The organism is Streptomyces sp. NBC_00386, from assembly GCF_036063235.1.
In the GTDB taxonomy this organism is placed as follows: Bacteria; Actinomycetota; Actinomycetes; order Streptomycetales; family Streptomycetaceae; genus Streptomyces.
On the sequence record NZ_CP107950.1, the window covers coordinates 10,025,446 to 10,045,448 of the forward strand.

Sequence of the window (20,003 nt, forward strand, 5' to 3'; positions counted from 1 at the left end):
CGTCACCCGGTCGCCCCCCAGCCGGACGAGGAAGCCGGCGCCTGCAGACGGCTGAGCCCTCGGCAATCCGGGGGACGGGCGTAGGCGTGACGGCAATGCCGGCAGGGCAGCCGGCCCGCGCTAGCCGGGTCCGCCTGGCAGGCCCCGCGCTTCGTGGGTGCGCTTTGCGAGCCAGCCCGCCATCGCCCGCACGCCGACGCCGATGGCGCGCTCGTCCGGAAAGAAGTCCGGGTAGTGCGGATAGCTCGCTGTAATGGGTGTGCCAGGGGTATGGACACCGAGGAAGGTGTACGTACCGGGGAGCCGGTCCAGGAAGAGGGCGAAGTCCTCGCCGCTGAAGGGCGGGAAGGCGGCCCAGAGCTCGATGACCTTGTCCTGGCCGGCGGTGCGGCGCAGGTGGCGGGCGAGCAGGCGGGCGTCGCGTTCCGGGCAGACCATGGCCGGGAACGGCTCAGCGGGGAAGCGCACCCCGGCCCCCGCATAGGGCATGGCCGCTCGCCGAATGCTTTCGCGCACCTCCGCATATCGCTCCTGGGGCCAGCAGCGATAGGACACGCTCACCTTGGCCTCCTGCGCCGAGGCCCGGAGGGCTACGAACCGGGCCAGCGGCCCGTCGGGCATCTGGGCGGCAGCGATGATCCGCTCCAGGTCCGCCGGGGTCCGTGGCAGAGCCACGGTTGCGAGCGCGCCGATATCGACAGCCAGGCGCCGCGCGGCATCGAGTGCGTCCGGCCCGCAGAGGGTCACTTCCGCCTTGTCCTGGCCCGGCATCCCATAGCCCGGAGTCACGGCGAACCGGCCGACCGGGAACGGCCCGCAGTGCAGCGCATGGATTTCCTCGACGCCCTCGCGCTCCAGCACACCTGAGTCGATCAGCGCGCGGGCTCCGGACAGCGTCTCCTCGGCAGGCTGGAAGAGGAAAACCACCGTTCCGCTCAATTGCTGACGCAGCCGCGCCAGGACCCGCGCGACGCCGATACCCACCGTGGTGTGGACGTCGTGTCCGCAGAGATGGGCCGGCGCGGGACCTCCTCCGACGATGTCCTGGGGCGGAACCGCGTCCATGTCCGCCCGGTAGGCAACGGTCCGGCCCGCACGCGAGCCCCGCAGGACCCCGACGACTCCGTGGCCGCCCACTCCGGTGGCGACGTCCAGCCCCGCCGCCCGCAGCTCCCGGGCCACCACAGCGGCCGTGCGCTGTTCGTGCCCCGGTGCCTCAGGGTGCCGATGGAAGTCCCGCCGCAGCTGAATCAGCACGCGGTCCAGACGCGCCGCCTCGGCGGCCACCGCCGCCTGCTTCACCGGCCCTCTCCATCCACCCGCGACGGCCTTCCCCCTGCCTCCCCACACCATTCCCGCACCGGCTGCCGCTGTGCCGGCCAATAACGCGCGGCGCGCGAGAGCGTGCTCTACGGGACGATCCACTGCTGCCCCCTTTGACTCAAGTCGTCTTCTGGGACACACGATCGCCGCGCACCGATGCCATTGCCCATCCGGTGGGCCACCCCTTGGCGGTGGGGATAACCACACCGAGGGACATCGCCGCGATGAGGCCGATGCTCCTCGGACGATGCGCCCCCGCGCCCCCGCGCCCTTCGCGGAGTGATCCGGCAGCGGGCGGACGGCGGGGCGACAGCCCGCCGCCCCGCCCGCCCGGGAGCGAAAGCGGTTCAGGAGTCCAGGCGCCGCCCCGCGAGCCAGGTGACGATCTTCGGGTCGTGGTGGTCGAAGAACAGCGAGGCGCCGGTGTCGAGCGTGGCGATCCGTGCCATCTGCTCGTCGGTGAGCCGGAAGTCGAAGACGTCGAAGTTCTCCGCCATGCGCTCGGCGCGCACCGACTTGGGGATGGCGGCGACGCCGCGCTGGGTCAGCCAGCGCAGCACGACCTGCGCGGCCGACTTGCCGTACTCCTTGCCGATTCCGGTCAGCAGCGGGTTGGTGAACAGGTCGTTGCGGCCCTCGGCGAAACCGCCCCAGGACTGGATCTGCACCCCGTGCTCGCGCATCAGGTCCTGGTAGTCGGCGCGCTGGAAGAACGGGTGGGTCTCGACCTGGTTGACCGCGGGCACGATCTCGTTGTTGACGATCAGGTCGAGCAGCCGGTCGGGGTAGAAGTTGGCGACACCGATCGCCTTGGCGCCGCCCTCGCGATTCAGGGCTTCCATGGCCCGCCACTGGCCGTAGACGTCGCCGAAGGGCTGGTGCATCAGGTACAGGTCGAGGTGGTCGAGGCCCAGCCTGTTCAGCGACGTCTCGAACGCGCGGCGGGTGTTGTCCTCGGCCGGGGCGTCCTGGACCCACAGCTTGGTGGTGACGAACAGGTCCTGGCGGGCGATGCCACTGGACTTGACGGCACGGCCGACGGCTTCCTCGTTGCCGTAGGCGGCGGCGGTGTCCAGCAGGCGGTAGCCGGCCGCGAGGGCGTCGAAGACGGCGCGCTCGGTGTCCTCGGCGGGGATCTGGTAGACGCCGAAACCCAGGAGCGGCATCGTGACGCCGTTGTTCAAGGTCACGTCCTGCATGAGTGGTGTCCTTCGCGGTGCGGGGGAGGGGAGTGGGGGTCAGGGGCGTACGAGGGCCTTGAGCACCCGGCGGTCGGCCATGGCCCGGTAGGCGTCCGGCGTCCGGTCGAGGCTGAAGGTCTGGTCGAAGACGCGGCCGGGGGTGATCGTGCCGTCCAGGACGTCGGGCAGCAGCTGCCCGATGTAGGCGCGGGCGGGGCTGGCACCGCCGGTCAGGGTGATGTTGCGCATGAACTCCACCGGTCCGATCGGCCCCTGCTCGTACTGCGGCACACCGAGACGGCTGATGGTGCCGCCGTCCAGGACCGCACCGAGCGCGGTGTCCAGGGCCTGACGGGTGCCGACGGCCTCGATCACCTTGTCCACGCCGCCGGTCAGCTCACGGATGCGGGCGATGCCCTCCTCGCCGCGCTCGGCGACGACGTCGGTGGCGCCGAAGTCGCGGCCCAGGCCGGTACGCGCCGTGTGGCGGCCGGCGAGCACGATCCGCTCGGCGCCGAGCCGCCTGGCGGCGATCACCGCGCACAGGCCGACCGCGCCGTCCCCGACGACCAGCACCGCATCACCGCGGCCGACACCGGCGGTGACCGCGCCGTGGTGGCCGGTGGTCATCACGTCCGACAGTGCCAGCAAAGAGGGCAGCAGCGCGGAGTCGGCGGCCACCGGCAGCCTCACCAGGGTGCCGTCCGCGTACGGGACGCGGACGGCTTCGCCCTGGCCCCCGTCGACGCCGTCGAAGCCGTACCGGCCGCCGTTGCGGCACGAGATGTGCAGGCCCTTGGCGCAGTAGTCGCAGGTGTTGTCGCTGTAGGTGAACGGGGCGACGACCAGGTCCCCCGCCTTCAGGCCGGTGACGTCCGCGCCGGTCTCCTCGACGACGCCGAGGAACTCGTGCCCCATGGGGCGTCCGGTGCCGGTGGCGGGCATCGACCGGTAGGGCCACAGGTCGCTGCCGCACACGCACGCGGCCACCGTGCGGACCACCGCGTCGCTGGGGTTCACGATCTTCGGGTCGGGCCGGTCCTCGACGCGGACGTCTCCGGCTCCGTACATCACTGCTGCGCGCATGAGGGGTGCTGCTCCAAACGGGGGTCGTGCCCAGGGGCGCGGACGGTCAGCGTCCGAACATCCGCGCCCGGGTCTCGGTGTGGTGGGTGTCGCCGGCGGCGGGCGGCAGGCCGCCGATCCGGCCGGGCTGCTCGCCGGTCGGTGTGATGGCGCCGGCGGAGGTGTTCTCCTCGACGCCGGGCCAGGCGCTTGGTGAACCTCCGGGTCACGCAGCTTGCTGTGGCCCATCTCGCCCTCTTCGCGTCGTGGCGTCGCCCGGCACCCCCACGCTCACCCGGCCCGGCAGGACCTGCCCCGCGGTGGCCGGCGCGAGGGGCCGGCGTCCTGCCCCTTCACCTTCGCCCCGATCACGCCGGTGTGGCAGGGCGGGCTCTTCGGGGGTAACGACAGGGCCCCCCTGCCGCCCGTACGGCGGGTACCGAGCGGGTGAGACTGGAGACATGGCATCCGAGAGCGCGCACAGCGAGGGCGCCGAGCTGGGCCGCTACCTGCGCGCCCGCCGCACCCAGACCAGCCCCGCACACGTCGGCCTCACCGTCGGCACCGGCATCCGCCGCACCCCCGGCCTGCGCCGCGAGGAACTGGCCACCCTCGCCGGCATCAGCATCGACTACTACGTACGCCTTGAGCGCGGCAAGGAGACCCGCCCCAGCCCCGCCGTCCTCGACTCCCTCGCCCGCGCCCTGCACATGGACGACCAGGAACACCAGCACCTGCGCGAGCTCGCCGCCCGGGCCGCCCGCTACGCCCCCGAACCCCCGCCCGCCCCCAGCCGCACCGTGCGCCCCCACCTCAAGCTGCTGCTCGAATCCCTGCGCCCCAACCCGGCCTACGTCATCAGCCGCAGCATGGACCTGCTCGCCTGGAACCCCGGCGGCCTCGCCCTCTACCCGGGCCTGGACGACTGGCCCGCCAAGCACCGCAACCTCGCCCGCTACCTGTTCCTGCACCCGGTGGCCCGCGGCCTCTTTCCCGACTGGGACCGGCAGATCACCGCCTGCGTCGCCCGCCTGCGCGCGATCGCCGGCACCGCCCCCGACGCCCCCGACCTGACCAACCTCGTCGGCGAACTCCTCCTCAAGAGCCCCGACTTCGCCGGCCTGTGGGAACGCTACGAGGTGACCGGACGCAAACCCGCCCACAAGACGTTCCGGCACCCCCAGGTCGGCACGCTCACCCTCACCTTCCAGTCCCTGCACGTGGAAGGCACCCCCGGCCAGCGCATCGGCGTCTACACCGCCGAACCCGGCAGCCCCGACCACGACGCCCTGCTCCTGCTCGACATGACCGCGCCGCAGCCGGCGGATCGCCTCGCACACTCCCCGGACACCACCGGCCGGCGACCGTAAGCCGTCACCCGCACACGACCCGCGCCCCCGCGGCATCTCTCAGCGGCTGTCTCGCGGGCCGGGAGACCCGGTCGGCCCCCGCAGGGCGGCGGTCCGGCGGGTACCGGCCGGCAGTGTTCCCGCGGGAGCCGGCTGCCTGCGCCGGGCGAGAGACTCCTCGGCGGCCTCGCGGGGGTGACGGCGCTGCCAGTACGGATTGTCGTGCGGCAGCTTGCTCGACACCCGCCCGTACATGCCGAACGTCAGGATCACCAGCCCCATGACGAAGCTGAAGACGACGTTCGTCATGCCGAAATCGAGGAGGTTGGCGGGCCGGTCGAGGATGAAGATGTGGACGAATCCGCTGAGCAGGAACAGGGTTCCCACCGTCATGTTGAGCGTGGAGGCGACGTTCCCGCCGATGACGCCGCCGGTGATCAGGGCCAGGCCGACCAGCACGGAGATCAGGCTGAGGGCGCCGTTGGTCGACATGCCCGCGATGCTCTGCCCGGCGGTGTCGAAGGGACTGAGCGCGTCGGCGAAGCCGAGAACGCCGAAGACGAGCAGGACCACGCCGCAGAAGGCGGCGCCCCATCGGTACACGGCGCCCAGTTGATGGTCGACGGGCAGTTCGTCCTGGAGCTTCATCGCTCGTCCCTTCGCATACCGGTACGGGCAGGGAGCCCGCGACAGCGGCCCCTTTTCCAACGTTTCACCCCCTTGTTCCACCGAAAGACGCCGGACGGTTGCACCCCCTGCCCGCAGTGACGGGATCAGCCCGTCGAGCCCCCGCCGGAGCCGAAGTGACTGCCCACCGCTTGCGGCATCCGGCGGGCCACCCCATCCCCCAGGCGCTCGAACTCCCCGCGCAGGAACGGAGAGGCCAGCCGGGCCAGGCCGTGGAAGTCGATACGCGCCCGATAGGTGAGAAGGGTGGCGCCGTTCTCCTCGCGGAAGGTCAGGTCGTCCGTGGAGGTGGCGGTGCGATTGCGTCCGACGAAGGTCAGGCGCAGGTCCTCGAGCCGAACCAGTCGGTAGCGGAGTTCGGTGCGCCGTCCGCGGAACGTCGAGACGTTGAGCCATTCGGCGCCCTTGGCGACGGGGGCGCCGGCTCTGGCCGGACGGCAGCTCACCGTGCCCGGGTCCCATTCCTGCGCGTGTGAGAAGTCGGCCAGGTAGGCCACCACGTCCGGCAGAGGGTGGTGCAGGGTGAGCGTGCGTTCGACTTCGACCATGGAACGTGCCTTTCACGGAGCCGCAGCGGCTGACGTCAGGAATGCGGGGGACCCACCCGGATTCCCGATGGGAACGCGGAGCGGATGCAGCGGATGGGTCGCGCGACGCAGCGGCGGGCTTTTCCGGGGGCGGTTGGACAGCGATACGCCGCTCGACGAAGGGGTGCGTCCGGCTTCATGCATCGTCAGCGCACCGCAGGCACCTCTGGGGGCGAACCTGACCGTCGGCACGGCGGCGCCCTCAACCGGCAGTGGCGCGTTCGCGTGTCACGGCGCGTCCCGCTCCGCCGGCGCGAAGGCGTGCTTTCGCGCGAGTGTGATCACGGTCAGGCTGAGGGCTCCGAGCCCTGCCGCGGCGACGGCGTCGGCGGTGACGCCGACCCGCTGCAGGAGCAGGCCGCCGATGACGCCGCCGAGTGCCATGGCCGCGTTCCACAAGGTCACGAGGATGGCCTGCGCGGTGTCGGCGACGGCCGGACCGCGCCGTATCCCGGCATGACCGGCCGCGGTCTGAAGGAGCGTGGGCGCGGCGCCCCATCCCAGCCCCCACACGACGGCCGCGACCCAGACGACGGCCTGCGCCGTGGTGGCGGCGAAGGCGGCCGTGGCGAGGGTGAACAGCGTCGCGGCGGTCAGCGCGAGCCCGCGAGGACGACGGTCGATGTGGCGGCCGGTGTACCAGATGCCGGCCAGGCAGGCGATGCCGAAGGCCAGCAGGATCGCGTCCGCCGCGGTGCCGAGGCCGGCATGCCACAGGTACGGCGCGATGTACGCGTAGATGACGGTGTGGCCGAGGACGAAGGTCACGACGACGACCATGACGGCACCGACCCCGGGGACCCGGAGCGTCTGCCGGGTGGTCGGCTTCGGCCTGTCGGCTGTGGTCGCCGCCTGGCTGATGGCGGGAACGCTGAACGTGATCCACCCGAGGACGGCGAGAGTGAGCACCGAGACGGCGGCGAAGGACACGCGCCATCCGATCTGCTGCCCGATCAGCGTCCCGGCGGGAACACCCAGCGACAGCGCCAGGGGGATCCCGGTCATCGCGATCGCGATGGCCCGCCCTTCCTGGCCGGGAGGCGCGATGCGCCGCGCGTATCCGGCGAGGAGTGCCCACGCGAGTCCGGCGGCGACGCCGGCGAGGAACCGTGAGAGGAGCAGGACCGCGTAGCCGGGCGCGGCGGCGGTGAGCGTGTTCGCGACCAGGAAGACGGCCATGGCGCCCAGCAGCAACGGCTTGCGCCGGATTCCCGCCGTGGCGGCGGCCAGCGGTATGGCGGTGAGGGCGGTACCGGTGGCGTACACGGTGACGCTCTGGCCCGCCGCACCGGAGCTGACGCCGAGAGCGGAGGACATCTGCGGGAGGACGCCCGCCGGGAGGGTCTCGGTCAGGCTGGTGATGAACACCGCGGTGCCCAGTGCCAGCAGCGCGGACCAGGGCAGGACATCACGTCTTGTCGCGGAGACTGTTGTGGTCGTCATGCACCGATCGTGAAACCCTCACACTCATGTGATGGTCAAGCCCGGACCCGGGCGGCTAGTCTCCGGCGTGTGCGGATCGGTGAACTGTCCCGTGTGACGGGGGTGTCCCGGCGCCTGCTGCGCTATTACGAGGAGCAGGGCCTGATCGTGCCGGACCGGTCGACCAACGGATACCGTGACTACGACGAGCGGTACGCGGACCGGGTGAAGCAGATACGCGGGCTGCTGGCCGCAGGATTGTCGACCCGGCTCATCAAGCAGATCCTGCCGTGCCTGGACAAGCCCAGATCCATCCACTTCCCGGACGCGACCCCGGAGATGCTGGCGCTGCTGACCTCGGAGCGGGACAAGCTCACCGACCGGATCGAGGTGCTCACCCGCAACCGGAACGCGATGACCGAGTACCTGGCCGAGGTGGAACGCCACCGCGCCCCGGCCGCACCCGGTCAGATGGGCAGCGCCTGATCAGCTGCGCGGCGCCTGATCAACCGTGCTGTGCCTGAAAGAGTGCTTTGTCCTGGCGATGGTGTTTGGTTCGAAGTCAGGTGTCGCGCCGGTTCGGGGTGGATTCACGGGCGAGGCGTCTGCTTATGACGTCGGTCATCGCGAGGCGCATCAGGCTCACTTCGCGGGTTCGCGGAGGGTGCGGCCGGTCAGTCCAGCCGCGGTCTGGGTGAGGTGCCGGGTCAGTACCTCGGCCGCGGTGTCGGCGTCGCGGGCCAGCGCCGCCTCCTCCAGCCGGCGGTGCTCGCCGGCGTGGTCCCGGTCGGGGACGCGGTGCGCCGACCAGCGGCGAGCCAGTTCGCTGGCGGTCCACGTCCGGTCGAAGGTCTCCAGCAGGACGGGGTTGCCGCAGCCCTCCAGCAGGGTGCGGTGGAAGACCCGGTGGGCTTCGGACCATGCGCCGCTGTAGTACTCGCCCTCCTCCGGCTCGTACGCCGGGGTGCGGGCCAGGCGGTGGTGGGCGGCTCGTACGCGGGACTCCCAGTCGACGTCGCCGCGCTCGATGGACATGCGCAGCACCACCGGTTCGATGGTCCGGCGGGCCTCCGCGATCTCCTGCCAGCGGCGGTCGGAGCAGTCCGGGACGGCGAAGCCGCGGTTGGGCAGCCGGTCGGCGAGGCCCTCGCCGACCAGTCGCACGAGCGCCTCGCGCACGACGGCCAGGCTCACGCCCTGTTCCTTGGCGAGGTCCTGCGGTTTGAGGGCGTCACGGGGGGCGTAGGCGCCGCGCATGATCGCGTCCCGCAGGTGTGCGTAGACCTGCTCGGAGAGCATCTGCTTCCCCGGTGAGGTCGAGGTGTGGGCCGTCTGAGTCATGCCTCCAGCATAGATGATCCAGTGAATAATCGATTATTAGTGTTATGGTCGATCCAGCGGCCGGTGAAAGGCGGTGGCGGTGCCTCTACACGACGCCGTGGGCCCCGCCGGCCGCATCACCGCCACCCACGGCACGGCCTGAAAGGAACGACGCGATGAGCGCCAACGACCCCTTCGCCCGCCTCCCCGAGGCGGCCTCCTTCACCGTCACCAGCACCACCGTCACCGACGGCGCCGCATGGTCACCCGAGCAGCACTCCTCCGGCGTCCCCGGCGGGAAGGACGTCTCCCCCCAACTGTCCTGGAGCGGCGCCCCGGAAGGCACCAAGAGCTACGCCGTCACCGTCTACGACCCCGACGCCCCCACCGGGTCAGGGTTCTGGCACTGGGCGGTCGCCGACGTCCCCGCCACCGTCACCGAGCTGCCCGAGGGCGCCGGCGACGACGCCGGCTCGGGCCTGCCCGAGGGCGCCTTCCAACTGCCCAACGACGCCCGTGCGGCCCGCTTCATCGGCGCCGCCCCGCCGGCCGGGCACGGCCCGCACCGCTACTTCACCGTGGTGCACGCCCTCGACGTAGCCTCCATCGGCGTCCCGGCCGAGACCACCCCCGCCGTCCTCGGCTTCACCATGGCCGGCCACATCCTCGGCCGCGCGGTCCTGACCGCCACTGCCGAAACCCCCGCCTGACGAACAGCATGTCCCCACTCATCGACACCACTCAGATGTATCTCCGCACGATCCTGGAGCTCGAGGAAGAAAGTGTGGTCCCCCTGCGCGCCCGCATCGCCGAGCGCCTGGACCAGAGCGGCCCCACCGTCAGCCAGACCGTCGCCCGCATGGAGCGCAAGGGTCTGCTGCACGTCGCCGACGACCGGCACCTGGAGCTGACCGGGGAGGGCCGGCGGATCGCCACGCGCGTGATGCGCAAGCACCGGCTCGCGGAGTGCCTGCTCGTCGACATGATCGGGCTGGAGTGGGAGCGGGCCCACGCCGAAGCCTGTCGCTGGGAGCACGTGATGAGCGAGGCCGTCGAACGCCGCGTCTTTGAGCTGCTGCGGCACCCGACCAAGTCGCCCTACGGCAACCCGATCCCGGGCCTGGAGGAACTCGGCGGGAAGAGCACCGTGGATCCGTTCCCCGGCGAGAGCATGGTCAGCCTCAGCGACCTTGAGCCCGGTCCGAACGGCACGAGCGCGACCGTACGGTGCATCAGGGAGCTGATCCAGACCAACCCTCGGCTGATGTACACCCTGCGGCACGCCGGGGTGCAGCCCGGCGTGGTCGTGAGCGTGACGTCCTCGCCCGGCGGCGTGATGGTCGGCAGCGACGGGGAGACTGCGGAACTCCCCACGCAGGCCGCCGCGCATGTCTTCGTGGCCAAGCGCTGAGCCCAGCCGGGCGCCGGCCAGGCCGTAAGGCCCTTGCGCGCAAGCGGACGGCCCTCGACCACGATCGTGGTCCAGGGCCGTCCACCTGATTCAGCGGAACGCGTGCACGAGCCTGCTCCGCACGTGACGGCTGGCCAGTTCTCCCAGGACTGCCGGGACCTCGTCGGGGGCGAGAGCGTTCTGGACAGCAAATGCACTCACAAGCAGGACCCGTGATCACTCGACGCACCGGGTTGGAAAGCACCCACTGAGGCAGGTTCCTCACCGGACGAGCTCCCGGACGATCCTGTCGCCGTCGTCCGAGAGCACCGCGGGGCGCAGCCGGACCCCGCGCAGGCCGAACTGTTCGCGCCAGCGGGCGAGTTCCCGGCCGAGGTGGTCCGTGGTTCCGACGAACACGTGCGTGTCCGGTGCCCAGGCGAAACCGGCGGCTTCGTCCAGCCGGGCCAGCCTGGCCTTCGCGTGCTCGTCGGTGTCGCCCAGGACCACCGCCACGTCCGCGTACACCTCGGTTTCGCCGGCGTCCGGCGTCAGCCTCTCGATCTCCCGGAACGCCGTCAGGAGCGAGGAGACAGGGTGCTCCTGAGAGGGAGTCACGAAGACCCGGTCCGCGACGGCGGCGGCGAGCCGGTACGGCTCCAGGGCATGGTGGGCGAGCACCGCGACCTTCGGGGTGCTCAGCGCCGGGACGGTCAGCGGGCCGGCCGCCGGGTACCTTTCCGTCCCGGTGAGCCGCAGCGGGGCGACCATGTCCCGGTGCAGGAACGTGTCCCCGGAGCCCAGGCTCTCGGCGGGAAACGTCCGCCACAGCTCGCGCACCGTTCGCACGTAGTCCTCGGCGTCACGAAACAGATCCCGGAGCCGGCGCGCGATGCGGGTCGGGACGTACACGTCCTCGGGCCGCAGCCGGGGCGTCGCCGAGCCCCCGACCACCGCGGCATCGCGCGCGTCGGCGGAGACCTGCGGCCGCCACGTCACCCGGCCCGGCCCGATGGCCGCCAAGGACGCCATCTGGGCGGCGACGTGGAACGGGTTGGTGTGCGTCACGTTGCGCGAGACCACCACCTCGCCGATGTCCGTCGTCGCCAGCAGGAGTGCCGCGGTGACGACGGGATCGAGTCTGCCGCGCACCCGGTCACGGGCCTGGTCGGCGGTGCCGAACCGGTCGGTCTGCAGGCTCAGGCCGTCCTCGAGCGTGACGAAGTCGATGCCGCCCGACGCGGCCGCGCGCCCCCAGTCCGTCCAGTAGCCGCCGCTGAAGACCTCTTCGGCATCCGTCACCGACGAGAGAAGCCACGAGGCGGGGTGCCAGCCCGTGCCCTCCAGGGCCAGGCCGAGCCGAAACGATCCGGGGCCCGTCGAGTCCCTGTCCAAGTCCCTCTCCATGACTCGATTGCACAACCATCACACCGATGCGAAGGTCAACCCTCGACACCTGCTGACCCGCACCACCGCGGCTGACGATCGTGGGATGTTCCACCTCGTTTCCTTGCAGAGTGCCCCAGCCTTCAGGCCGGGGGTGAATCGCCTCACGGCGGCGGGTCGGTCAGTCCGGTCGCTTCTGCTGCGCGATGTAGTCCTTGACCACTTGCAGCGGGGCTCCACCGCATGAGCCGGCGAAGTATGAGGGCGACCAGAAACGGCCGTGCATGACGGCGCGGTTCACCCGCCCCGTGTACTCGGCGCGCAGCCGCCGGGAGCTGACGCCCTTGAGGGAGTTCACCAGGCCGGACAGAGCGACCTTCGGCGGATAGTGCACGAGCAGGTGTACGTGGTCGGTTTCGCCGTTGAACTCCTTCAGTTCCGCGCCGAAGTCCTCGCAGACTTTACGCATGGCTTCCTCGCAGGTGCGGAGCATTGCGTCGTCCATGACCTTCCGCCGGTATCTGGTGACGAACACCAAATGGGCGTGCAGGTTGTAGACGACTGTTCGACCCCGGCGGATATCAGGATCAGGTTCCCATCGCGGTGACATAGACCAACGGTAGGGTTCGGTCATGCAGCTCCGGTACAACTTCCGCATCAGCCCGACGCCAGGTCAGCGCACCGCGCTGGCCCAGGCGTTCGGCTGTGTGCGGGTGGTGTACAACGACGCCCTGCGAATCCGCGAGGACGCCCGCAAGGCCGGACTACCGTTCGTGACCTCGGCCGAACTGTCCAAGCGGCTCACCGCCTCGAAGAAGACCGAGCCCCGGGCCTGGCTCGGCGAGGTGTCCTCGGTGGTCCTCCAGCAGTCCCTCCGGGACCTGGATATCGCGTACAAGAACTTCTTCGACGGCCTCAAGGGCAAGCGCCCTCGCATGGGCGCACCCCGCTTCAAGTCCAGGCGCGACAACCGGCAGACGATCCGCTTCACCGCCAACGCCGGCTGGAAGATCACACCAGGTGGCCGTCTGCGCCTGCCCAAGATCGGCGACATCCCGGTCACATGGTCCCGGTCTCTGCCCTCCACGCCGTCCACGGTGACCGTGACCAAGGACGCGGCGGGCCGGTACTTCGCGAGCTTCGTCGTGGAGACCGACCCGGCCGCCGACCTGGACCGCATGCCGACGACCGCCGACGAGGTGGGCATCGACCTCGGCCTCACCCACTTCGCGGTCCTCTCCGACGGCCGGAAGGTGAGCGCGCCGAAGTTCTTCCGCCGCGCCGAGCGCAAGCTGAGGAAGGCGCAGCAGAACCTCGCCCGCAAAACGAAGGGCTCGAACAACCGCAGGAAAGCCGTCGTCAAGATCGCCCGCGCTCACGCGCACGCGGCGAACGCACGCAGGGACTTCCACCACAAGCTGTCCACGACGATCGTCCGCGAGAACCAAGCGGTGTACGTCGAGGACCTCGCGGTGAAGGGTCTCGCCCGCACGCGCCTGGCCAAGTCGGTGCACGACGCCGGATGGTCGGCGTTCGTGAGCATGCTGGAGTACAAGACGGCACGGTACGGGCGGGTCTTCGCCCGCGTGGACCGGTTCTTCCCGTCCTCCCGGCTCTGCTCCGCCTGCGGCTTCAAGGACGGCCCCAAGCCGCTGAACGTCCGCGAGTGGACGTGCCAGGGCTGCGGGACCGTCCACGACCGCGACGTGAACGCCGCGATCAACATCAAGACCGAAGGACGCAAGGTCGCCGCCGGACAGGCGGAGACCGTAAACGGCCGTGGAGCGCAGGTAAGCCCGGGATCCGTCCCGGCACCGCGCGATGAAGCAGCAACCCGCCGAGACGGTCAGCCGACCGCAGTAGGAATCCTGGCCCTTTAGGACCGGGAGGATGTCAATTCAGGTGCCGGTCCAGGAACCGGCACCCGTCCTCCAGCTCGAACCACGGGGTGCCGGTGTGCCCGCCCAGATTGGCGTGCAGCGTCTTCTCCTTGCTGCCGAAGGCGTCGAACAGGTCCAGGGCCCGCTGCCGGGGATTGCCCTGGTCGTCCCACTGCAGCAGGAACAGCAGCGGAATGGTGACCTGCCGGGCCTCCTCGCGCTGGGCGCGGGGCACGTACCCCCCGGCGAAGAAGCCCGCGGCCGCGATGCGCGGCTCGGCCACCGCGAGGCGGATCCCGAGGGCGGTCCACCCCCCGGAGTAGCCGACCGGGCCGCCGATCTCGGGCAGCTCAAGAAGGGCGTCCAGAGTGGTCCGCCATTCCGGGACCGCGTTTTCGACCAGCGGGCCGATGAAGGACTCGAAGATCTCGTCGACCGGCTCGCCGGCCTGCATCGCCCGCCGGAGGTCGGCACGGGCCTGCTCGGCGGCGGCGGAACGGGGACGGTCACCGCACCCGACGGCGTCGATGGTGGCCACCGCGTAGCCGCGCGCCGCGGTGTACCGGGCCCGGGCCACCAGCCGGGGTTCCGCCTTGGGCAGGCCGTTGTTGTGGGCCATCAGGACCAGCGGGGCCGGAACGGCGGACTCAGGTGTCCACAGGGTGCCGGGGATGTCGCCGAGGGTGAATTCGCGCTCGAGGACGCCGTCGTCGAGGCGCTGTTCGGAAATGAAGTGCACGGTCGTGCCTTTCGGGAGGGCTCAAAGCGGCGCTCCCGGACGACCTATCGCCCGACCGTGGCCCCGGAGGGGAGCACCCATGTCGATACTGCGTTCACGGGTACCACCTCCTCGTTCTCTCGCACGGCCTCCCGGAGAGTAGCAACGGTCGCCGTGGTTCGCCAACGGGATTTTGTCGAGGCTCCGTGGCCGGATGCCGTCGCCGCGCGGACACGACAAGCACGGCGGGTCCGGGCAAAGGGGCCAGGGCCGGTCCGCCGGCTGCCGGCGCCGGGCGGCGGCCCCGTACTCGCGGCGGACGGAACCGGCACCCGGGGGAGTATCCGGTATGCGAACGCACGTGACCGAATACCACTCTTGACGGTGAGTCAGTCCCACCTTCACCATCCAGGCACCCCATTCACCGTGGAATCCCCGGACACCTCACGCACCCCTCGTGAGAACTCCGCCGGGATTTCCTGGAATTCGGAGCCCCCCACATGAAGCTCTCCATTCCTGGGCGTGCCTCGGCGACCGCTGTCGTCTCGGCCGCCGTGCTGCTCACCGGCGGTTCCATAGCCGGGGCGGCCCCCGCCCCCACGGCAGCGGCCGCCGCGCCCGACCTCCCCGTGGCCAACGTCAAGGCCCACCTCACCCAGCTCCAGTCCATCGCCACCGCCAACGGCGGCAACCGCGCGCACGGCCGCACCGGCTACAAGGCCTCCCTCGACTACGTCAAGGCCAAGCTGGACGCGGCTGGGTTCACCACGACCGTCCAGCAGTTCACCTCCAGCGGCAGCACCGGCTACAACCTGATCGCCGACTGGCCCGGCGGCGACACCGGCAAGGTCGTCATGGCCGGCTCCCACCTGGACAGCGTGACCGCGGGCCCCGGCATCAACGACAACGGCTCCGGTTCGGCGGCCGTGCTGGAGACGGCACTCGCCGTGGCCCGGGCCGGCTACCAGCCCACCAAGCACCTCCGGTTCGCCTGGTGGGGCGCGGAGGAACTGGGCATGGTGGGTTCGCGCTACTACGTCAACAGCCTCACCACCGCGAACCGTTCGAAGATCAGCGGCTACCTGAACTTCGACATGATCGGCTCGCCGAACCCGGGCTACTTCGTCTACGACGACGACGCGACCATCGAGAAGACCTTCAAGACGTACTTCACCGGGATCGGCGTCGCCACGGAGATCGAGACCGAGGGCGACGGACGCTCGGACCACGCGCCCTTCAAGAACGCGGGCATCCCTGTCGGCGGCCTGTTCAGCGGCGCCGACTACATCAAGACCTCCGCCCAGGCCGCCAAGTGGGGCGGCACCGCGGGCAAGGCCTTCGACGCCTGCTACCACTCCTCGTGCGACAAGTCGTCGAACATCAACGACACGGCGCTGGACCGGAACGCGGACGCGCTCGCGTACGCGGTGTGGGGGCTGTCGGCCTAGACCCGCTGTGACCGCAGGTCATCCGTGCGGGGGCCGACGGCCCCCGCACGGATGACCTGCGAGCGTTGTCCCGCGAGCGCGGGCAGAGGCCGCCGGCCCCTGCCCGCGCTCTGCCGGCTCGCGCGGCAGTGCCCAGCCACGGCCCCGGACTTCGGCGGGCACGGGTGACGGGCGACAGTACGATCAACGCCGCGGCCCCCCGCACGGGCATGAGCCGCTCCCCGCACGGCGGTGCGGCTCCCCGCACAGCCCGACAGGCGGCCACCGGACGGAAGGCGACAAGTTCGTGAAGGCCCTGCGACTGCTGACCATGAACACCCTCTTCACCGGCGATGTCCCGGCCCGGCTGCGCGCCCTCGGCGCGGCACTCGACCGTTCCGACTACGACATCGTCTGCCTGCAGGAGGTCATGTTCCGCCGCAACGCCCGGCTGATCCGCCGTGCCGCTCCCGCGTACCGGCACGTCGCCTGCTCGGGCACGGTCCTGCTCAAGGGTGGCCTGGTGCTGCTGTCCCGGTGGCCGATCAGCCGATGGCGGTTCGTGCCGTACCCGATGACGGGCCCGGTGCGCGGCGAATTCTTCATGCGCAAGGGCGCCCTGCTGGCGTCCGTCACCACCCCGGACGGCGAACTGGTGGTCGTGAACACCCACCTGTCGGCCAACCGCGACGACGACTGGTCCCCCGCGAACCGCTACACGCGGATCGCGGCTGCCGAACTGGCCCGGCTCACCGAGCTGATCGCGACCGTCGGCCCGTCCCTGCCCGTCGCCGTGGTCGGTGACCTGAACGTCCCGCGCGACGCGGCGCCACTCGCCGACTTCGTCGCCGCAGCGGGGCTGCGCGACATCCTCGCCGGCGACACGCGTCCGACCTATCGGCCCACACCTCGATGGCCGTCGCCGCCGGCCCTGGACCACGTACTGGTCCGCGCCGCGGCCGGGGAGACACTGACCGGCGACGCCGACCTCGTGTTCCAGGACAAGGCGACACTGGCCGACGGCCGCCAGGCCTACCTGTCCGACCACTACGGCGTGCGGGCACAGCTGATCCGCTCGAAGTGACATGGGGGCGGAAAACGGCAGGACGCCGCACTGAACCGACGATCCCGCGCGCACGTAGAGAAAACACGTAGAGGAAAACACGTAGAGGAAAAAGGGGACGGGTTCTCGCACAAGCCCGGCCCCTCATGCCACCCGGGTACGCACCCGACCGATCCAAGGAGTACGCACCCATGAGCGCCCCACGCCTGAGCGACCGGCTGTCGAGCCACCAGCCTCTCGTCCTCGGTCTGTTCCGTATCGTCCTCGGCCTGCTCTTCGCCAGCGAGGGCGCTGCCACGCTCTTCGGGATACTGGGGCGGGAAAGCAGCCCCGTGGGCGATTGGCCGTTCTGGTACGCCGGGGTCATCGAACTGCTCTGCGGTGTTCTCGTACTCCTGGGAGCCGCGACGCGCAGCGCCGCGTTCCTCAGCTCGGGGGCCATGGCCTTCGCCTACTTCACCGAGCACCAGAAGGACGGCCTCTTCCCCCTGCAGAACGGCGGCCTGTCGCCCGTGCTGTTCTGCTGGGCGTTCCTGCTCCTGGTCTTCTTCGGACCCGGCGCCCTGTCCCTGTCCGCTCTGGCCCAGCGCAAGGGAACCGTCCGGGACACAGCCGGCCTCGACGCGGTCTGAGCGGCCCGGCGGGCCGGTGACGGAAAGCGGCCCTCGCACCGATCGCGGGGGGCACCGGCCTTCGCCGCGAGAAGGTCGCCCTGCTCGCGGGCATGAGCTTGGACGAAGGGCGGCTGCTCGTCCTCAGGTTGACATCCTCCCCCTCTTAAAAGAGGGGGATTCCAACCCGGCTGGGTTGGGGTTCACGGACGCTCGACCGCTGTTCGGGCGGTGTCGTCCCTCCGGCACCGGCTGAGCGCCGGGGGCGGGGGATCCCGCCCTGTCCTGCCGCGACGTTGACTGCTGCGTTGGTGTCGGCGTTGCAGGTGAAGCCGCAGGAGGAGCAGACGAACTCGGCTTGGCTCTTGCGCGAGTTCTTGTCGATCCAACCGCAGGCACTGCAGCGCAGACTGGTGTAGGGGGCGGGGACGTCTTCGACCCGGCCGGGTGCCTTGTGCCCGGTGCGCTGTCGGAGCAGGCCCCAGCCCTGGGCCAGGATCGCCCGGTTCAGGCCGGCCTTCTGCCTGACCTGCTTGCCGGGCTGCTCGGCGGTTCCCCTGGCCGAGCGGGTCATGTTCTTGATGTTCAGCTTCTCGAACCGCACCAGGCCATAGGTGCGGGCCAGCATCGTGCTGGTCTTCTCGCACCAGTCCTTGCGCCGGTCGGCTTCACGCGCTTTGAGCCTGGCCGCCTTGGCGTACTCGGCACTCTTGTGCTCGCTTGCCTTCGGGGCGCGAGCGGCACGCCGCTGGTGTTTACGGACCTGCGCACGTTCCTTCACCGTGAGCTGCGGACAGTTCAGCTTCCGCCCATCGGAGAGGGCGGCGGTGATGTTCACGCCCCGGTCGATACCGATGACCTCGCCCGTGCCGGGCGCTTCGACCGGTGCGGGGATGACCGCGAAGGCGATGTGCCACCGGCCGTTGCGCAAGGTGACGCGGAACGTCTTCGCGGCGGGCAGTGCGGTCCGGGTGAGGCGGAAGCGGACCCAGCCGCAGCCGGGCACCTTGACCCGAGCCCACCGGCGGTTCAGTTTCTGTACGACGACCGAGCGGGCCATGACCTGCTTGCCGGTCTTCGCGTTCAGCTTCGGTGAACCGTCCGCCTCGAACTCCGGGACGCGGTCGGTGCCGATGACCCGGAAGCCCTCGTGCACGAACTTCTTGCGCCAGGTCGGCTCACCGAACCCGGACGTAAAGCGGGCGTTCCTGGCCTGGGCGAAGTCCTTCAGGGCCTGCTGCTGAACGTCCGCGTTCCCGGCCGCCAGCCACTCATTGTCGCGCCGGGCCTCGGTGAGTTGTCGGCACTGCTCGGCAAAACCGGGCGCGGCTCTGCGCCACCTGCGCCAGTGCGCATGCTGTTCGACCGCCAGGTTCCACACGTACCGGGCATGCGCACAGTGCAGCAACATCTGCCGCTCCTGCGCGCACGTGGGGTACATACGGAACTTCACTATGCCGCCACGGTAATAGCGTAATAACGCGATAACAGCGGAATGCTCACATTCACGCCTCGCATCCCTAAAGAACTCCACGCCCGGCTCACCGCTCAGCTCAACCGGTCGCCGACCGGCGGCCCCTCGACGCCGAGATCCCGCACCCGCTCGAGATCGCCCTCGACACCGTCAAAGCGACGAGGAATCGCCCTGACGGCGATTCCTCTGCCCCTGCCCTGCTCCGCAGGGGCTCGCATTCACCCCCGGCCTGAAGGCCGGGGCACCCTGCAAGGAAACGAGGTGGCAGACGATGTCACCGCAACGGCGTTGTCCCGACGTGCTGATGCTGTCGCGTGCCACGGGCCGCGAAGGTGGGGCAGGCGTGTTCCCCGGACGCTGCTGCAAGCCGACGGCGCCGACCCTCACGCGAACTCGGCCTGTTCGGCGGGCGTCACCAGGGCTGCCGGGTCGACATGCGGGAGGTTCGGCTCCAACTCCCGGGCGAGCCCTACGTCGGTGGCACCAGACGGCCCGCAAGAAGACTTCCGCTGACGAGGGCTCTGGTCCTATCGTCTGAGCCCGTGATCAGAAACGGCGTTCCGCTGCCCCCGACGGTCTATCCGCTCGCCAAGAGACGTGTGTGGGCCATGCTGGCCGGCTCTCTGGTCTTCGTCGCTCTGGGCGTTGGTTTCCTGGTCGCCCACAGCACCATGAAGATGACCGTGGCGGGGGCGCTGGCCGTGCCCTTCTTCGGTTTCTGCTCGGTGGTCATCATCCAGCGCCTGCTCCGCGGCCGACCGGAGCTGGTGCTGGACGACGCGGGAGTGGACCACGTGAGGCTGGGCCGGTTCGGCTGGGACGAGATAGCCGCCGTGCGGATACGCGAGCAGCGGGTACGTAACACCTCGCAGTGGTTCATCGAGTTGGTGCTGCACGATCCGGACGCCTATCTGGCTCGAGCACCCAAGCTCGTCCGCAGCACCGCGTCCATGAACGCACGCCTCGGCTTCGGCCCCGCCAACATGGCCACCAACACCTTGCCGGTGCCGCCCGAGGCGGTCTTGGACGCGATGCGGCGTCACCGCCCCGGACTCGCGGTACAGCACTGAGCGCACCCGCCGGCACACCGCCGCCCGCGGACCGGATGGCATCAGCGGCA

General features: G+C 70.5%; 20 protein-coding genes. 9 read left to right on the top strand and 11 right to left on the bottom strand.

The window, feature by feature from the left end; genetic code table 11:
- Nucleotides 1–120: 120 nt before the first annotated feature.
- The 3 genes from OG780_RS43770 to OG780_RS43780 form a co-directional block, all read right to left on the bottom strand.
- Nucleotides 121–1,353 carry a M20 metallopeptidase family protein gene (locus OG780_RS43770; protein ID WP_328457810.1) on the bottom strand — a complete coding sequence of 411 codons (1,233 nt, stop codon included), beginning with the start codon at nucleotides 1,351–1,353 and terminating at the stop codon, nucleotides 121–123.
- A 317-nt stretch (nucleotides 1,354–1,670) separates the two neighbouring features.
- A complete protein-coding gene (locus tag OG780_RS43775; protein WP_328443561.1) occupies nucleotides 1,671–2,522 on the bottom strand; it encodes an aldo/keto reductase in 852 nt (283 codons plus the stop codon).
- Between the two features lie 39 nt (nucleotides 2,523–2,561).
- The gene (locus tag OG780_RS43780; RefSeq protein WP_328443559.1) at nucleotides 2,562–3,590 is read right to left on the bottom strand and encodes an alcohol dehydrogenase catalytic domain-containing protein; all 1,029 of its coding nucleotides are present in this window, start codon (nucleotides 3,588–3,590) and stop codon (nucleotides 2,562–2,564) included.
- A 440-nt stretch (nucleotides 3,591–4,030) separates the two neighbouring features.
- Between OG780_RS43780 and OG780_RS43785 the strand changes: the two genes are divergently transcribed.
- Nucleotides 4,031–4,939: a helix-turn-helix transcriptional regulator gene (locus tag OG780_RS43785; RefSeq protein ID WP_328443557.1), complete on the top strand. Its 909-nt coding sequence runs from the start codon at nucleotides 4,031–4,033 to the stop codon at nucleotides 4,937–4,939.
- A gap of 39 nt (nucleotides 4,940–4,978) precedes the next feature.
- Here OG780_RS43785 and OG780_RS43790 read toward each other — a convergent pair whose 3' ends face one another.
- The 3 genes from OG780_RS43790 to OG780_RS43800 form a co-directional block, all read right to left on the bottom strand.
- Nucleotides 4,979–5,566: a DUF4383 domain-containing protein gene (locus OG780_RS43790; protein WP_328443555.1), complete on the bottom strand. Its 588-nt coding sequence runs from the start codon at nucleotides 5,564–5,566 to the stop codon at nucleotides 4,979–4,981.
- Nucleotides 5,567–5,691: 125 nt separating this feature from the next.
- Nucleotides 5,692–6,153, bottom strand: a complete 462-nt coding sequence (locus OG780_RS43795; RefSeq protein ID WP_328443553.1) for an SRPBCC family protein — start codon at nucleotides 6,151–6,153, stop codon at nucleotides 5,692–5,694.
- 267 nt (nucleotides 6,154–6,420) lie between these two features.
- On the bottom strand, nucleotides 6,421–7,635 hold the full coding sequence (locus OG780_RS43800) for an MFS transporter (RefSeq protein WP_328443551.1): 1,215 nt from the start codon (nucleotides 7,633–7,635) through the stop codon (nucleotides 6,421–6,423).
- A 69-nt stretch (nucleotides 7,636–7,704) separates the two neighbouring features.
- Here OG780_RS43800 and OG780_RS43805 point away from each other — a divergent pair, with 69 nt between their 5' ends.
- The gene (locus OG780_RS43805) at nucleotides 7,705–8,100 is read left to right on the top strand and encodes a MerR family transcriptional regulator (RefSeq protein ID WP_328443549.1); all 396 of its coding nucleotides are present in this window, start codon (nucleotides 7,705–7,707) and stop codon (nucleotides 8,098–8,100) included.
- Between the two features lie 156 nt (nucleotides 8,101–8,256).
- On the opposite strand, the gene OG780_RS43810 is transcribed toward OG780_RS43805, so the two are convergent.
- Nucleotides 8,257–8,955, bottom strand: coding sequence for a GntR family transcriptional regulator (locus OG780_RS43810; protein WP_328443547.1), 699 nt, complete (start codon nucleotides 8,953–8,955; stop codon nucleotides 8,257–8,259).
- Nucleotides 8,956–9,110: 155 nt separating this feature from the next.
- Here OG780_RS43810 and OG780_RS43815 point away from each other — a divergent pair, with 155 nt between their 5' ends.
- Both OG780_RS43815 and OG780_RS43820 read left to right on the top strand, forming a co-directional pair.
- Nucleotides 9,111–9,644 carry a YbhB/YbcL family Raf kinase inhibitor-like protein gene (locus tag OG780_RS43815; RefSeq protein ID WP_328443545.1) on the top strand — a complete coding sequence of 178 codons (534 nt, stop codon included), beginning with the start codon at nucleotides 9,111–9,113 and terminating at the stop codon, nucleotides 9,642–9,644.
- Nucleotides 9,645–9,652: 8 nt separating this feature from the next.
- Nucleotides 9,653–10,345: a metal-dependent transcriptional regulator gene (locus tag OG780_RS43820; protein ID WP_328443543.1), complete on the top strand. Its 693-nt coding sequence runs from the start codon at nucleotides 9,653–9,655 to the stop codon at nucleotides 10,343–10,345.
- Nucleotides 10,346–10,606: 261 nt separating this feature from the next.
- Here OG780_RS43820 and OG780_RS43825 read toward each other — a convergent pair whose 3' ends face one another.
- Both OG780_RS43825 and tnpA read right to left on the bottom strand, forming a co-directional pair.
- Nucleotides 10,607–11,731 (bottom strand): LLM class flavin-dependent oxidoreductase, encoded by a 1,125-nt coding sequence (locus OG780_RS43825; protein WP_328443541.1) that lies wholly within the window; start codon nucleotides 11,729–11,731, stop codon nucleotides 10,607–10,609.
- 160 nt (nucleotides 11,732–11,891) lie between these two features.
- On the bottom strand, nucleotides 11,892–12,320 hold the full coding sequence (tnpA, locus tag OG780_RS43830) for an IS200/IS605 family transposase (protein WP_328457808.1): 429 nt from the start codon (nucleotides 12,318–12,320) through the stop codon (nucleotides 11,892–11,894).
- A 22-nt stretch (nucleotides 12,321–12,342) separates the two neighbouring features.
- On the opposite strand from tnpA, the gene OG780_RS43835 reads away from it, so the two are divergent.
- Nucleotides 12,343–13,590: an RNA-guided endonuclease InsQ/TnpB family protein gene (locus OG780_RS43835; protein WP_328443540.1), complete on the top strand. Its 1,248-nt coding sequence runs from the start codon at nucleotides 12,343–12,345 to the stop codon at nucleotides 13,588–13,590.
- Nucleotides 13,591–13,603: 13 nt separating this feature from the next.
- On the opposite strand, the gene OG780_RS43840 is transcribed toward OG780_RS43835, so the two are convergent.
- Nucleotides 13,604–14,329, bottom strand: coding sequence for a dienelactone hydrolase family protein (locus OG780_RS43840; protein WP_328443539.1), 726 nt, complete (start codon nucleotides 14,327–14,329; stop codon nucleotides 13,604–13,606).
- A 479-nt stretch (nucleotides 14,330–14,808) separates the two neighbouring features.
- On the opposite strand from OG780_RS43840, the gene OG780_RS43845 reads away from it, so the two are divergent.
- The 3 genes from OG780_RS43845 to OG780_RS43855 all read left to right on the top strand — a co-directional run bounded on the left by OG780_RS43845 (nucleotide 14,809) and on the right by OG780_RS43855 (nucleotide 17,430).
- Entirely contained in the window at nucleotides 14,809–15,756 is a 948-nt protein-coding gene (locus OG780_RS43845) for a M28 family metallopeptidase (RefSeq protein WP_328443538.1), read from the top strand.
- Between the two features lie 286 nt (nucleotides 15,757–16,042).
- Complete coding sequence (locus OG780_RS43850; RefSeq protein ID WP_328443537.1) at nucleotides 16,043–16,819, top strand: endonuclease/exonuclease/phosphatase family protein; 777 nt, start codon at nucleotides 16,043–16,045, stop codon at nucleotides 16,817–16,819.
- 170 nt (nucleotides 16,820–16,989) lie between these two features.
- A complete protein-coding gene (locus OG780_RS43855) occupies nucleotides 16,990–17,430 on the top strand; it encodes a DoxX family protein (RefSeq protein ID WP_328443536.1) in 441 nt (146 codons plus the stop codon).
- A 145-nt stretch (nucleotides 17,431–17,575) separates the two neighbouring features.
- Here the strand turns inward: OG780_RS43855 and OG780_RS43860 are convergent, their stop codons facing one another.
- On the bottom strand, nucleotides 17,576–18,820 hold the full coding sequence (locus tag OG780_RS43860) for an RNA-guided endonuclease InsQ/TnpB family protein (RefSeq protein ID WP_328443535.1): 1,245 nt from the start codon (nucleotides 18,818–18,820) through the stop codon (nucleotides 17,576–17,578).
- 605 nt (nucleotides 18,821–19,425) lie between these two features.
- Here OG780_RS43860 and OG780_RS43865 point away from each other — a divergent pair.
- The gene (locus tag OG780_RS43865) at nucleotides 19,426–19,953 is read left to right on the top strand and encodes an STM3941 family protein (RefSeq protein ID WP_328443534.1); all 528 of its coding nucleotides are present in this window, start codon (nucleotides 19,426–19,428) and stop codon (nucleotides 19,951–19,953) included.
- Nucleotides 19,954–20,003 lie beyond the last annotated feature (50 nt).